Below are 12,867 nucleotides of genomic sequence, written 5' to 3' on the forward strand. Positions count from 1 at the left end.
ATACGTTGAAAAATCGGGAGCCTGTTAACGTCAGGGAGACAGGCTCGTCGCACATGTTCGCACGATCTTTGCCGCACGTTATTCCTTACGTTGCTGTAAACGACGCAGGGAGCGTTCTCGACGGCTCTGCTCCCGACTTCTGTCCAGCAAGATTTCCTCAATGAACGCCAGGTGACGGTGTGAAGCCTCGCGTGCTTGTTCCGGCTCACGAGCCACAATCGCCTCGAAAATTCTGGCGCGGTGACCGCTCACTTTCGCCAGCATTTCCCGGCGCGAGTAGAGCAATTCAAAATTCTGTCGAACGTTCTGTTCCAGCATAGGTCCCATTGATCGTAGCAAATGCAAAAGCACGACATTATGGGCTGCTTCTGTGACAGCGATCTGATACTTCATTACTGCGTCTGCTTCAGCGTCGAGATCGCCGCTGTCCTGCGCCTGCTGAATATGAAGATGGCAGTCGCGAATCCGCTGTAAATCCTCTTCTGTACCGCGCAGCGCGGCATAGTAAGCGGCGATGCCTTCTAACGCGTGGCGCGTTTCCAACAGGTCAAACTGCGATTCCGGATGCTCGGCAAGAAGCCCAACGAGAGGATCGCTCACGCTCTGCCAGAGATGTTTCTGTACAAATGTTCCGCCGCCCTGACGGCGTAGTAACAATCCTTTCGCTTCTAAACGCTGGATTGCCTCACGGAGAGACGGACGTGAAACATCGAATTGTTTGGCGAGTTCGCGCTCGGGGAGCAACTTCTCTCCCGGCTGCAGCGTCCCTTCCATAATCAGGGATTCAAGTTGCTGCTCAATGGCATCGGAGAGTTTGGGTTGACGAATCTTAATGTAAGCCATCTTCCCTTCTTAGTGTGCCTGTCTGATAAAGTAAATTGGTAATACCAATTCAAAAAAGGAGCCCGTAAAGTAACAAAGTATTCACCTTGTGTCTATACGGCATCGGTGACATTAAGGTGACGTAAGGCTGTGCTTTTGCATTAACTGTTGAGTTGAAAAGTGGAAAACAGGGTGTTAACTCAATGTTAAATTTTTTCGGGTTTACCTAAAATTACACAAAGCTCCCAGTTAAACCGATTTAGCTCGCTGCGCTTTCCTTTCGCTGCGTTCAGGTTCGTTTTTTACCCACCTCGTCAACATCCCCCTTTTTCCGCTGCTTCTTTTTCAGCCAACTCGTAACAGGTAAAGCGAAAGCAGGTGCAAAGCCCTGCGCTTATCACTATTCTGGTCGGCAGGTTACAGCTGGCGGCATTACGCAAGTCAGATTCCCTAAAAATATCAGTCTTACGTGTATTTAATTCTTTACAGTCAGAGCATCCTGCGGCGAAGAATAACAACATCATGAGGTGTGTATGGAACAACAGCACGGCGAATCGCTGAAGCGCGGTTTAAAAAACCGCCATATTCAGTTGATTGCCCTGGGTGGTGCAGTGGGAACCGGCCTGTTTCTGGGCAGTGCGTCGGTTATCAAATCCGCTGGCCCGGCCGTTATTTTAGGCTATGCCATTGCCGGATTTATCGCTTTTTTAATCATGCGCCAACTCGGCGAAATGGTCGTAGAGGAGCCGGTCGCCGGCAGCTTCAGCCATTTCGCTTACAAATACTGGGGCAACTTCGCCGGTTTTGCCTCCGGCTGGAACTACTGGGTCCTGTATGTGCTGGTGGCGATGGCCGAGCTGAGCGCGGTGGGCAAGTATATCCAGTTCTGGTGGCCTGATTTTCCTACCTGGGCCTCAGCCGCCATCTTCTTTGTGCTGATCAACGCCGTTAACCTGACCAATGTAAAAGTGTTTGGTGAGATGGAGTTCTGGTTCGCCATTATTAAGGTGATTGCGGTTATTGCCATGATCCTGTTCGGCGGCTGGCTGCTGTTTAGCGGTACCGGCGGTCCACAGGCCACCGTGCGCAACCTGTGGGAGCAAGGCGGCTTTATGCCCAACGGCCTGGGCGGACTGGTGATGGTCATGGCCATTATTATGTTTTCGTTCGGCGGATTGGAGCTGGTAGGGATTACGGCTGCCGAAGCGGACAATCCTGAAACCACGATTCCTAAAGCCACTAATCAGGTGCTGTGGCGTATTCTGATCTTTTATATCGGTTCGCTGGCGGTACTGCTTTCTTTAATGCCGTGGACGCGCGTAACCGCAGAAACCAGCCCGTTTGTGTTTATTTTCCACGAGCTGGGCGATGCGATGGTGGCTAACGCGCTGAACGTCGTCATTCTGACTGCGGCGCTGTCGGTCTATAACAGCTGCGTTTACTGTAACAGCCGTATGCTGTTTGGTCTGGCGCAGCAGGGCAATGCACCTAAAGCGCTGCTGAACGTGGACCGTCGCGGTGTGCCCGTGATGAGTATTCTGGTGTCGGCCGTTGCCACGGCATTGTGTGTACTGCTCAACTTTCTTATGCCGGCTGAAGCGTTTGGCCTGTTGATGTCGCTGGTCGTTTCTGCCCTGGTCATCAACTGGGCGATGATTAGCCTGGCGCACCTGAAATTCCGTAAAAAGAAAAATCAGCAAGGCGTAACCACCCGATTCAAGGCCGTTCTCTACCCGCTGGGTAACTGGATTTGCCTGGTGTTCCTGGCCGGCATTCTGGTTCTGATGGCCATGACGCCGGGGATGGCCATCTCCGTCTGGTTGATTCCTGTCTGGCTGATCGTTCTTGCTATTGGCTATTTCGTCAAAAATAAGACGCAAAAAGCCTGATCCCCCTGCCCACCCGCCGCCATTTTTCAGCGGGTGGGCCGTCACCAGACCCGACGCGGTTCACACTTCTTCTCGCATGGCTGTTTTGTCCATCATCGCAACGATTTATTGCCGCTCATCCTGCTGATTAAACATTAATACTTCTTTTCTGTTTAATTGTTCTGCAGGAAACATTAATGACAGGTAAAACCCTCTCGTTCAGAGAAAAGCTGGGTTACGGCATGGGTGATGCCGGCTGCAACATGATTGGCGGTGCCGTCATGTTATTTCTCAGCTATTTCTATACCGACGTATTTGGCTTAGCCCCGGCGCTGGTCGGTGTGCTGTTACTCTCCGTCCGGATTCTGGATGCCATTACCGATCCGATAATGGGCGCGATTGCCGACAGAACCCAAAGCCGCTGGGGGCGCTTTCGCCCCTGGCTGCTGTGGGTATCGGTGCCCTACGTTATATTCAGTGTGCTGATGTTTACCACGCCTGACTGGAGCTATCACAGCAAAGTTATCTGGGCGTTTGTGACCTATTTTTTCATGTCCCTGACCTACACCGCGATCAATATCCCCTACTGCTCGCTGGGTGGCGTGATCACTAACGATCCTGGCGAGCGTGTATCCTGTCAGTCGTACCGTTTTGTGATGGTGGGGATTGCCACGCTGATTCTCTCGCTGTCTTTACTGCCCATGGCAGAGTGGTTTGGCGGCGACAATAAAGCGCGCGGCTACCAAATGGCGATGGGCGTACTGGCCCTGGTCGGCCTGGCGATGTTCCTGTTCTGTTTCGCAAACGTCCGTGAACGTATTCATCCTGCCGTGCCGACAAATGATGACCTGAAACACGATTTGCGCGATGTCTGGAAGAATGACCAATGGGTGCGCATTCTGCTGCTCACGCTCTGCAACGTGTGTCCGGGGTTTATTCGTATGGCGGCGACCATGTATTACGTGACCTGGGTAATGGGCCAAACGCCGCACTTTGCGACGCTGTTTATCAGCCTTGGCGTGGTGGGCATGATGCTGGGCAGTACGCTGGCCAAAGTGCTGACCGATCGCTGGTGCAAGCTGAAAGTCTTTTTCTGGACCAATATTGTCCTGGCCCTGTTCTCCTGCGGCTTCTACGGGCTTGATCCTCATGCCACCGTAGCAATCGTTATCGCTTACTTCCTGCTGAATATCCTGCATCAAATTCCTTCCCCCCTGCACTGGTCCCTGATGGCAGACGTGGATGACTACGGTGAATGGAAAACTGGCAAGCGCATCACGGGTATCAGCTTTTCAGGCAACCTGTTCTTTCTCAAGGTCGGGTTAGCGGTAGCAGGGGCGATGGTGGGGTTCCTGCTCTCCGCTTACGGTTACGATGCGGGAGCTAAGCAGCAATCCGCCCAGGCGATTAACGGCATCGTGCTGCTGTTTACCGTTATTCCTGGCATCGGCTATTTGATCACCGCGGGCGTAGTACGACTGATGAAAGTGGATCGTACCTTAATGCAAACCATCCAACGCGATCTTGCCCTGCGTCGCATCGCGGCACAGTCGGGCAGCAACCAGCCGCTGAGCGAGATCCAGACAGGAGCACTGAAATGAGTGAACACTGGCCGAACCCCTTTATCGAACGACGTGCCGATCCTTTTATCCTGCGCCACAGAGAGCACTACTACTTTATTGCCTCTGTGCCGGAATACGATCGTCTGGAAATCCGACGCGCCAGTACGCTAATGGACTTACGCCACGCGGAGCCGGTGGTGATCTGGCACAAGCCCGATATCGGTCCCTTCAGCGAGCTGATTTGGGCGCCGGAGCTGCATCACATTGACGGTCAATGGGTCATCTATTTTGCCGCAGCGCCCTCGCGTGACATCAAAGACGGGCTGTTTCAGCACCGCATGTATGCGCTGGTTTGCGAGGGTGAGGATCCGCTCAGCGGCCGCTGGCAGCCTGTACGCCAGGTTTTGAGCCATATCGACAGCTTCTCGCTGGATGCCACTCACTTCGTTCATCAGGGTAAAAACTGGTATTTATGGGCGCAGAAAGATCCCGGCATTCCGGGCAATTCCAACCTCTATCTTGCGGAGCTGCGCAACCCATGGACGCTTAAAGGTAAACCGGTCATGCTGAGCCGTCCGGAATATGAATGGGAGTGCGCAGGCTTTAGTGTTAATGAAGGGGCGGCGGCGATAGTGCATGGCGATCGGCTTTTTATTACCTATTCCGCCAGCGCAACGGATGAGAATTATTGTATGGGCCTGCTGTCGATTCCGCGTGATGCCGATCCGCTTAATGCCCTGGCCTGGCAGAAGTCAGCGCGGCCGGTATTCTCAACCAGTTGGGAGAACCGCCAGTACGGCCCTGGGCACAGCTGTTTTACCCAGGATGAAGCGGGGCGGGATCTGCTGGTCTACCATGCGCGCAACTACACGGAAATTGAAGGGGATCCACTGTGGGATGGCAACCGCCACACGCGCCTGAAATATTTTTACTGGCGTGAAGATGGCACACCGGATTTTGGCGTGCCACCTGCGGATCACACCAGCGTCCCGTAAATGGTCAAGAGCGCCACGACCACCACTAATACCAGTGAAATGCGTTTTGCCAGCGCCACCGCAACACGTGGCGTAGCAACCTTATCGGTATGAGGATCGCGGGCCAGTGAAAACTGCGCCAGCGTCGTCAGCACATGGTATTGAGAGCGATGCCTGTCGGTTAATGATGCAAACCAGGCAGGCAACGCTTTTTCACCATGCCCCAGCAGCGCATAGGCAACGCCCGCCAGGCGGACCGGGATCCAGTCAACCAGATGCAAAAGCGTGTCTACGCCTGATTGCGCGCGCGCCATTGGCGTACCGTGTTTTGCCAACCAGCTTTGCCAGGCCCGTAAAAAGGCGTAGCCGACCAGTAAAACTGGCCCCCATGCGCCGCCCACCACAAACCAGAACATTGGCGCCAGATAGAAACGAAAGTTAATCCAGATAAGGGCGTTTTGTAACTCGCGTAAAAATTCGCGTTCGCTGCATTCAACCGGCACGCCGTGGATCAAGGTCAGTTCTGCCGCCATCGCCTGATGCGCGGCCGCCTCATCCCGACTCGCCGCCTGCAGATAGGCATGATAATGCTGACGCACCACACCGGCACCGATGCACAGTAATCCCACCACAATCCAGAACACAAGCTGCGGGATCCCAAACAGAATCCCTTTCAGGCTCCACACCACCAGCGCGGTCAATGCCATCACGACCAACAACATCAAAAGAGTACGCATGAGGGAAACCTGCCGACGGCGACGAAAAACAGGTTCAAGCCGATGATCCAGTTGCCAGTGCTCTCCCAGCTTAAACAGCCGCTCCCAACCTAAAACCAGTAACAAGGTAAATAACGTCATAGTTACTCCAGATGAATCACGATTTTTGTTGCGGTAACCGCTGCAGATAATATTGCCAGTTAAACGCCGGTCCGGGATCGGTTTTACGTCCCGGTGCAATGTCGCTGTGTCCGGTAATGCGAGCAGGCGTTATCGGATAGTGCTGTAACAAAATTTGCGTGACCTGATGCAGCGCGTGGTATTGCGCTTCGGTATAGGGCTCAACGTCCGTTCCTTCCAGCTCGATACCGATGGAAAAGTCGTTGCAGTTTTCCCGCCCTTCAAACTGCGATATGCCTGCATGCCAGGCGCGTTGATCAAAAGGAACATATTGCACAATCTCGCCATCACGACGAATTAAGCAGTGGGCTGCAACGCGCAAATGCGCGATATCAGCAAAGTAGGGATGCGCGTCTGAGGGCAGTGTGCCCGTGAACAGTTTATCGATCCACGGCCCGCCATATTCGCCAGGCGGCAGGCTGATATTATGAATGACCAGAAGAGAGGGCGCCTCGTTGTGCGGCCGTTCATTACAGTGGGGTGACGGTACCTGGCGCACACCGGTCAGCCATCCATGTTCTAATTTCATACTGATTTCTCATCGCGAAGTCGAATTGAGAATAGCATGAATTCTAAGGCATTATTGCGCCAAAATGCGCCGCGCCCTCCTCACTCTCGCCCGTTTGTTAAGTATACTAAACAAAAATCCCCTCGGGGCTGGCACCGCTTTGTTATCCAGGATATGGTAATCCCACTGTTATCTGTCTTTTGCTGGAGCTGAACGCTATGTCTGTGCGTCGCTATGATCCTGACAGTCGCCGGAGTGCGCTGCTTGAACGTATTGAAAATGATATTCCTGAAACGGTCGCACGCGCATTACAGGAAGATCTTGGCGGTGAGGTAGACAGCGAACGGGATATTACCGCCCAACTGTTGCCCGCCGAAAGTCGCGCCCACGCCCGGGTGATTACCCGCGAAGCCGGTGTTTTTTGTGGTAAACGCTGGGTAGAGGAAGTCTTCAACCAGTTGGGTGCCTATACCGCGCTGACATGGCACGTGGAAGATGGCCAAACGCTTACGCCGGATCAACTGCTGTTTGAAATCGAGGGCCCTGCCCGCCTGTTGCTCACCGCCGAACGCACCGCCCTGAACTTTGTGCAAACGCTGTCTGGCGTTGCCACCGAAGTCCGTCGCTATGTTGCGCTGCTGGAAGGCACACAGACTCAGCTTCTGGATACACGCAAAACCCTACCAGGGCTGCGCACAGCTTTGAAATATGCGGTGCTGTGCGGTGGCGGCAGCAATCACCGTCTGGGTCTGTCAGATGCCTTTTTGATTAAAGAAAATCATATCATTGCCAGTGGTTCGATTCGCGAGGCCGTGGAAAAAGCCTCCTGGCTCTATCCGGATGTACCGGTCGAAGTCGAAGTTGAGTCGTTAAAGGAGCTACAGGACGCGCTTACGGCGTCGGCCGACATCGTCATGCTGGACAACTTCACGCTGGATGAGATGCGCGAGGCGGTGAAGATAACCGAGGGCCGTGCGCTGCTGGAAGTCTCAGGCAACGTGACCGAAACGACGATCCAGGAGATTGCTCAGACCGGTGTGGACTATGTTTCCGTCGGCGCACTGACTAAACATGTCCATGCCCTTGATCTTTCTATGCGCTTTGACGCTAAATAACAGCTTGTGCCGTGCCGCTTGGCACGGCCTGTTTTGTGCTATTTCTTCCAGCGTAACCGCTGTATTGCTGTAACCCGCTGTATTTACTGCCTGCCCTTTTCCACTCTTTCCTTTTGCTGCTGTTAACGCCATCACAGGCTTTTTAAACTGCGACCTTCTTATTCAGGAGGTAATGCAATGATCTCTCAACGTGGATTCACGCTGGTCGAGTTAATGATTGTGGTCGGCATCGTGGCAATACTCAGCGCTATTGGGTTGCCCGCCTACCAAAATTATCTGCAGCGCGCCGCGCTGACCGACATGCTGCAAACGATGGTGCCGTTTAAAACGGCGGTTGAGCTTTGCGCCATTGAACGCGGCGGCCCGGACGCCTGCCAGGCCGGGCAGCGAGGGATTCCGCAAGGCACAACATCACGGTATGTTTCAGCGGTCACCGTCGTGAACGGCACGATCACCCTGACCGGACAGGAAAGCCTTAACGGGCTAAGCGTTGAAATGCTGCCCGTGTGGGACAGCAATGAAGGCAGCATTCAGTGGCAGCGCACCTGTACCAGCGCTAATACCACGCTACGTGATAATTGTCAGGAGCAGTTCCGCTTTGCCGATCGGGGAGGTGCCTATGCCCACGTCTGATGATGCGATTGCGCTCATCTGCCAGCGCTTTCGGGCGATTGTCCTTGAGCACAGTGCGACACACTTGCGCCTTGCCGTTCCTGAAAGCGTCCCGGCGGGCCTGATGGAGGCATTACAGTTTGCCAGCCAGTGTCAGGCAGAGGTGGAGTGCTGGCCTCGTGCCCGGATAGAACAGTTTGAATCGATGCGTAAACCTTTGGTGGCCAATGAAAAAGCTCCCGGCGAATCGACCATTGATACGGCCAGTCAGCTTTTGCGCCAGGCAACTCTGCGTCGTGCATCGGATATTCATATCGAACCTTATCAGAGCACTCTGCGTATTCGCCTGCGGATTGACGGGGTCCTGCATCCTCTCCCCCTGCAGTTTGATACACAACCGGCTGCGCTGCTGGCACGACTGAAAATTCTGGCCGGTCTGGATATTGCCGAACGGCGCCTGCCTCAGGACGGACAGTTTAGTTGTGACATTGACGGAAAATCGGCCTCTTTTCGGCTCTCTACCCTGCCCGTTCAGGGCGGCGAAAAAGCCGTCGTTCGCCTGCTTCAGAGTGAGGGCGCGGCCTTGTCGCTGGACAAGCTGGGATTACCCACCGCGCAGTTACGCCTTCTGACCGCCGCGCTCAGGCAGCCACAAGGGCTGATTTTGGTAACGGGCCCTACCGGGAGTGGCAAAACCTTCACGCTTTACAGTGGCCTGAGCGCGATCAACCAGCCTGATAAGAATGTCTGCAGCGTGGAAGATCCTGTTGAAATCCCTCTCCCCGGTATCAACCAGACCCAGATTAATCCAAAGTATGGCCTTGATTTTAATCGCGTGTTACGCGCCCTGTTACGTCAGGATCCGGACGTGATGATGGTCGGTGAAATACGTGACGGCGAGACGGCGGAGATTGCCGTTAAGGCAGCTCAGACCGGTCATCTGGTTCTCTCTACCCTGCATACTAACTCGACAGCGGAAACGCTGACGCGCTTGCGTCAAATGGGCATTCCCGGTTATCTGCTGGGTTCCGCACTTCGTCTGATCGTTGCCCAGCGGCTGGTCAGGCGTTTGTGCCCTCACTGCCGTAAGCCAGCACAGGCGGTTGCCCACTTTCCCGCCTCACTTTGGCCCGGAACGTTACAAACCTGGCGGGCGCCGGGCTGCGATCACTGCTTCTCCGGTTATTTTGGTCGGCTGGCCTTGTTTGAATTACTGCCCATAACGGCTAAGTTACAAAACGCCATTGCCGCCGAAATGCCACTTGAGGGCTTGCTGAGTCTGGCAAAACAGCAGGGCATGCGCACCCTGCTGGCGTCGGGTCTTGAAGCCGTCAGCCGTGGGGATACCTCCCTGGAAGAAATGCAGCGCGTTGTCGGACTGGATAATGACTAGCCTTTATGTGTATCGCTGGCATGCGGTAGACGGCAGCGGAAGGTTGCAAACGGGCCACCATCTTGCGCCTGACGGCGAGACGTTGTTTTCTGACCTGGCACAGCGTCATTTACTGCCCGTCAGTTGGACGCGGGGAAAGGTGATGCGGCGAAGAGACTGGAAGTGGCAGCACAAAATTGATTTGATTCGCCAGCTCGCCACGCTGCTTAAGGCAGGCCTTCCTCTGTCACAAAGCCTGAGCCTGCTTGCCGAAGGACATTCGCAGGCGCCCTGGCGAGCCTTGATGCTGGCCCTACAACATCAGATATTAGCGGGCGAACCTTTTTCCAGCGCCTTACGACAGTGGCCGCAAATATTTCCCCCGCTTTACCCGGCGCTCATGGAGGTGGGTGAGCTGACGGGCCAGTTGGATGTCTGCTGCGAGCAGCTGGCACAGCAGCAAACGCGCCAGCAACATTTGCGGAGCAAGGTGATCAAGGCGCTGCGCTATCCGCTGTTTATTCTGGCCGTCGCACTGACCGTTACCTGCGGCATGCTGCTGTTCGTCTTGCCGGAGTTTGTTTCCGTGTATGCTTCCTTCAATGCTCCCTTGCCTGCGTTCACTGCGGCCGTGATCGGCCTCTCTGAGCGATTACAGGCATGGGGATTCCCGCTAAGTGGATTGATTATTCTGCTGGTCGCAGGGTGGCAACAGTGGCGGCGGCGTTCTGAAAACTGGCAGCGGCGCGAGCAGCGCGTTTTGATGCACATTCCGATCGTTGGCGGGCTATGGCAGGGCAATCAGCTGACACAAATCTACAGCGTTCTCCAGTTGACGCAGCAGGCTGGACTCACGCTGCTACAGGGACTTGAGGCAGCGAAAGTCACCCTGTCCTCGCGACTGTGGCAGGACGCCATCAGGCTGCTACAGAACCACATTGCGCAGGGTAATCCCCTGTATCTGGCGCTGAGCAATCATCCCTTATTTAGTCCGCTCTGCAGCCAGTTGATTCGCGTGGGGGAAGAGGCTGGCGCACTGGATGTGATGCTGGCGCGCCTGGCTGAATGGCATGAAGGGCAAACGCTGATGCGGGCTGATAACCTTGCCGCCTCGCTGGAGCCTGTCATGATGGTGGTGATTGGCGGCATCGTTGGCACGCTGGTGATTGCCATGTATTTGCCGGTGTTTGGGCTGGGAGAAGCGATGCAGTAAAGGCGCTGTATAGCCCTTACTGCATACGCAGCAGGCAACCTTAACGATTAAAGGTTCGGTTTTCCTGCTCGGCGACCCGAATAAAGGTGGTGCGCTTGGTTAACTCTTTCAGACGCTCAGCGCCAACATAGGTGCAGGCAGAACGAAGACCACCAAGGATATCGCGGAGGGTTTCCTCTACCGGCCCGCGCAACGGAAGCTTCACCGTTTTGCCTTCGGCCGCGCGGTATTCTGCGACGCTACCGGCATGACGCTTCATGGCCGATTCTGAACTCATGCCGTAGAACAGCATGAAACGCTCACCGTTTTCTTCTGTTATACGACCTTCGCACTCATCATGCGCCGCCAGCATGCCGCCCAACATGACGAAGTCTGCGCCACCACCAAAGGCTTTTGCGATATCGCCGGGTACGCTGCAGCCACCGTCGCTGACGATCTGACCGCTCAGACCGTGCGCTGCATCGGCACATTCAATAACCGCAGAAAGCTGGGGATAGCCGACACCCGTTTTGACTCGCGTGGTGCAAACTGAGCCAGGCCCAATGCCCACTTTGACGATATCCGCCCCAGACAGGATGAGCTCTTCCACCATCTCACCGGTTACCACGTTACCCGCGCAGATTGTCTTGCCGGGAAACGTTTCACGGGCACGCTTCAGGAAATCAACAAAGTGTTCAGAGTAGCCGTTGGCGACGTCGATGCAGATAAATTGCAGCGCATCGGAGATCGCCATGATCGCAATCAGTTTATTGAGATCGGCATCCGAGGTACCGGTTGAAACCATGACACAGTTCAGTACAGAACCCGGCACGCGCTGAACAAAGGCCCGCCACTCTTCCACGCTGTAATGCTTATGGACGGCCGTTAAAAGATGAAAACCCGCCAGCGCCTCAGCCATCATAAAGGTGCCAACGGTATCCATATTGGCGGCGATAACCGGGACGCCGCTCCAGCTCAGACCGGAATGCTTAAAGGTGAAGCGGCGATCCAGCTCAACCTGTGAGCGACTTTTCAGCGTGGAGCGCTTGGGGCGAATCAGTACGTCTTTAAATCCCAGTTTCAAATCTTCTTCAATGCGCATACATCGTGTCCTGGTAAGAGGTTATACACTGCCGTACATGACACCATCAGGGTTTTCCCTGTCTCATGATACGCGCCATTCCGGCCGCAACAAGACTGCGAATTTCACTTTATTTACGCTACAATCCATTACATTCAGATGCGGATTTTTAGTGTGATCCGGCACGCATTTTATCCTGTAACGACGCGTTGACCTGCGTGATACTGACCGACTAAGAGAGTTCGAGTGAGAAATCCCCCCTACACCGTGGCGCTGACTGGCGGAATTGGCAGCGGTAAAAGTACGATTGCCGGGTATTTTGCTGCGTCCGGTGTCGATATCATTGATGCGGATGTCATTGCACGCGAAGTCGTTGAACCCGGCACGCCAGCGCTTCAGGCCATTATCGAACGCTATGGCGATGCGATATTGACCGAACAGGGAACCTTGCAACGTTCACGGCTTAGAGAAATCATCTTTGCGACGCCCGATGAGAAAAACTGGTTAAACGCGCTGCTTCACCCGCTTATTAATGCCCGGACGCAACAGCTTAAAGCTCAGGCGGCCTCACCTTATGTTTTGTGGGTCGTGCCCTTGCTGGTCGAAAACCGGCTGCAGCGCCAGGCCGATCGCGTGCTGGTGGTCGATACCGACGAAGAGACGCAGCTCAGACGAACGCTGCAGCGCGATAATGTTTCTCTTGAGCAGGCTAAACGTATTCTTGCAGCACAGGCCACTCGCCAACAGCGCCTTGACTGTGCTGACGATATTATTGATAACAGTGGCGCACCTGAAAAGGCGCTACCCCAGGTTGCCAAGCTTCATCAGCTTTATCTAAAGCTTGCGGCAACGAGACAGGATTAAC

Annotated in this window: 12 protein-coding genes; 8 read left to right on the forward strand and 4 right to left on the reverse strand. The window is 54.6% G+C overall.

The features are described from left to right. Positions 1-78 precede the first annotated feature (78 nt). The gene (gene pdhR / locus PAGR_RS17735; protein ID WP_013024636.1) at positions 79-843 is read right to left on the reverse strand and encodes a pyruvate dehydrogenase complex transcriptional repressor PdhR; all 765 of its coding nucleotides are present in this window, start codon (positions 841-843) and stop codon (positions 79-81) included. A 512-nt stretch (positions 844-1,355) separates the two neighbouring features. On the opposite strand from pdhR, the gene aroP reads away from it, so the two are divergent. The 3 genes from aroP to PAGR_RS17750 all read left to right on the forward strand — a co-directional run bounded on the left by aroP (position 1,356) and on the right by PAGR_RS17750 (position 5,247). Continuing rightward, on the forward strand, positions 1,356-2,711 hold the full coding sequence (gene aroP, locus PAGR_RS17740) for an aromatic amino acid transporter AroP (protein WP_014592927.1): 1,356 nt from the start codon (positions 1,356-1,358) through the stop codon (positions 2,709-2,711). Positions 2,712-2,887: 176 nt separating this feature from the next. Next, complete coding sequence (locus PAGR_RS17745; protein WP_014606577.1) at positions 2,888-4,291, forward strand: glycoside-pentoside-hexuronide (GPH):cation symporter; 1,404 nt, start codon at positions 2,888-2,890, stop codon at positions 4,289-4,291. Continuing rightward, a complete protein-coding gene (locus tag PAGR_RS17750; protein ID WP_014606578.1) occupies positions 4,288-5,247 on the forward strand; it encodes a glycoside hydrolase family 43 protein in 960 nt (319 codons plus the stop codon). The genes PAGR_RS17745 and PAGR_RS17750 overlap by 4 nt, the downstream gene beginning before the upstream one ends. On the opposite strand, the gene ampE is transcribed toward PAGR_RS17750, so the two are convergent. Then, a complete protein-coding gene (gene ampE / locus PAGR_RS17755; protein ID WP_013024632.1) occupies positions 5,229-6,083 on the reverse strand; it encodes a beta-lactamase regulator AmpE in 855 nt (284 codons plus the stop codon). The two genes, PAGR_RS17750 and ampE, sit on opposite strands and share 19 nt — an antisense overlap. Positions 6,084-6,099: 16 nt before the next feature. Then, positions 6,100-6,651 (reverse strand): 1,6-anhydro-N-acetylmuramyl-L-alanine amidase AmpD, encoded by a 552-nt coding sequence (gene ampD, locus PAGR_RS17760; protein ID WP_014592923.1) that lies wholly within the window; start codon positions 6,649-6,651, stop codon positions 6,100-6,102. Positions 6,652-6,848: 197 nt separating this feature from the next. Between ampD and nadC the strand changes: the two genes are divergently transcribed. From nadC to hofC, 4 genes are all read left to right on the forward strand, one after another. Further along, positions 6,849-7,745, forward strand: a complete 897-nt coding sequence (gene nadC / locus PAGR_RS17765; protein WP_014606579.1) for a carboxylating nicotinate-nucleotide diphosphorylase — start codon at positions 6,849-6,851, stop codon at positions 7,743-7,745. 177 nt (positions 7,746-7,922) lie between these two features. Then, a complete protein-coding gene (gene ppdD / locus PAGR_RS17770; protein ID WP_014606580.1) occupies positions 7,923-8,378 on the forward strand; it encodes a prepilin peptidase-dependent pilin in 456 nt (151 codons plus the stop codon). Beyond that, entirely contained in the window at positions 8,365-9,750 is a 1,386-nt protein-coding gene (gene gspE, locus PAGR_RS17775) for a type II secretion system protein GspE (RefSeq protein WP_026021064.1), read from the forward strand. The genes ppdD and gspE overlap by 14 nt, the downstream gene beginning before the upstream one ends. Further along, on the forward strand, positions 9,743-10,942 hold the full coding sequence (gene hofC / locus PAGR_RS17780) for a protein transport protein HofC (RefSeq protein WP_014606581.1): 1,200 nt from the start codon (positions 9,743-9,745) through the stop codon (positions 10,940-10,942). The genes gspE and hofC overlap by 8 nt, the downstream gene beginning before the upstream one ends. A gap of 40 nt (positions 10,943-10,982) precedes the next feature. Here the strand turns inward: hofC and PAGR_RS17785 are convergent, their stop codons facing one another. Beyond that, positions 10,983-12,023, reverse strand: a complete 1,041-nt coding sequence (locus PAGR_RS17785; protein ID WP_014606582.1) for a GMP reductase — start codon at positions 12,021-12,023, stop codon at positions 10,983-10,985. 225 nt (positions 12,024-12,248) lie between these two features. Between PAGR_RS17785 and coaE the strand changes: the two genes are divergently transcribed. Beyond that, entirely contained in the window at positions 12,249-12,866 is a 618-nt protein-coding gene (gene coaE, locus PAGR_RS17790) for a dephospho-CoA kinase (RefSeq protein ID WP_014606583.1), read from the forward strand. Position 12,867 lies beyond the last annotated feature (1 nt).

Origin of the sequence: Pantoea ananatis PA13, from assembly GCF_000233595.1 — a bacterium.
Taxonomy (GTDB): domain Bacteria; phylum Pseudomonadota; class Gammaproteobacteria; order Enterobacterales; family Enterobacteriaceae; genus Pantoea; species Pantoea ananatis.

Excerpts from the sequence above, each read along its gene's own strand:
- PAGR_RS17785 (WP_014606582.1), bottom strand. The coding sequence starts at position 12,023 with ATGCGCATTGAAGAAGATTTGAAACTGGGATTTAAAGACGTACTGATT.
- aroP (WP_014592927.1), top strand. The coding sequence starts at position 1,356 with ATGGAACAACAGCACGGCGAATCGCTGAAGCGCGGTTTAAAAAACCGC.
- ppdD (WP_014606580.1), top strand. The coding sequence starts at position 7,923 with ATGATCTCTCAACGTGGATTCACGCTGGTCGAGTTAATGATTGTGGTC.
- hofC (WP_014606581.1), top strand. The coding sequence starts at position 9,743 with ATGACTAGCCTTTATGTGTATCGCTGGCATGCGGTAGACGGCAGCGGA.
- PAGR_RS17750 (WP_014606578.1), top strand. The coding sequence starts at position 4,288 with ATGAGTGAACACTGGCCGAACCCCTTTATCGAACGACGTGCCGATCCT.
- ampE (WP_013024632.1), bottom strand. The coding sequence starts at position 6,083 with ATGACGTTATTTACCTTGTTACTGGTTTTAGGTTGGGAGCGGCTGTTT.
- PAGR_RS17745 (WP_014606577.1), top strand. The coding sequence starts at position 2,888 with ATGACAGGTAAAACCCTCTCGTTCAGAGAAAAGCTGGGTTACGGCATG.
- gspE (WP_026021064.1), top strand. The coding sequence starts at position 8,365 with ATGCCCACGTCTGATGATGCGATTGCGCTCATCTGCCAGCGCTTTCGG.
- nadC (WP_014606579.1), top strand. The coding sequence starts at position 6,849 with ATGTCTGTGCGTCGCTATGATCCTGACAGTCGCCGGAGTGCGCTGCTT.
- pdhR (WP_013024636.1), bottom strand. The coding sequence starts at position 843 with ATGGCTTACATTAAGATTCGTCAACCCAAACTCTCCGATGCCATTGAG.
- ampD (WP_014592923.1), bottom strand. The coding sequence starts at position 6,651 with ATGAAATTAGAACATGGATGGCTGACCGGTGTGCGCCAGGTACCGTCA.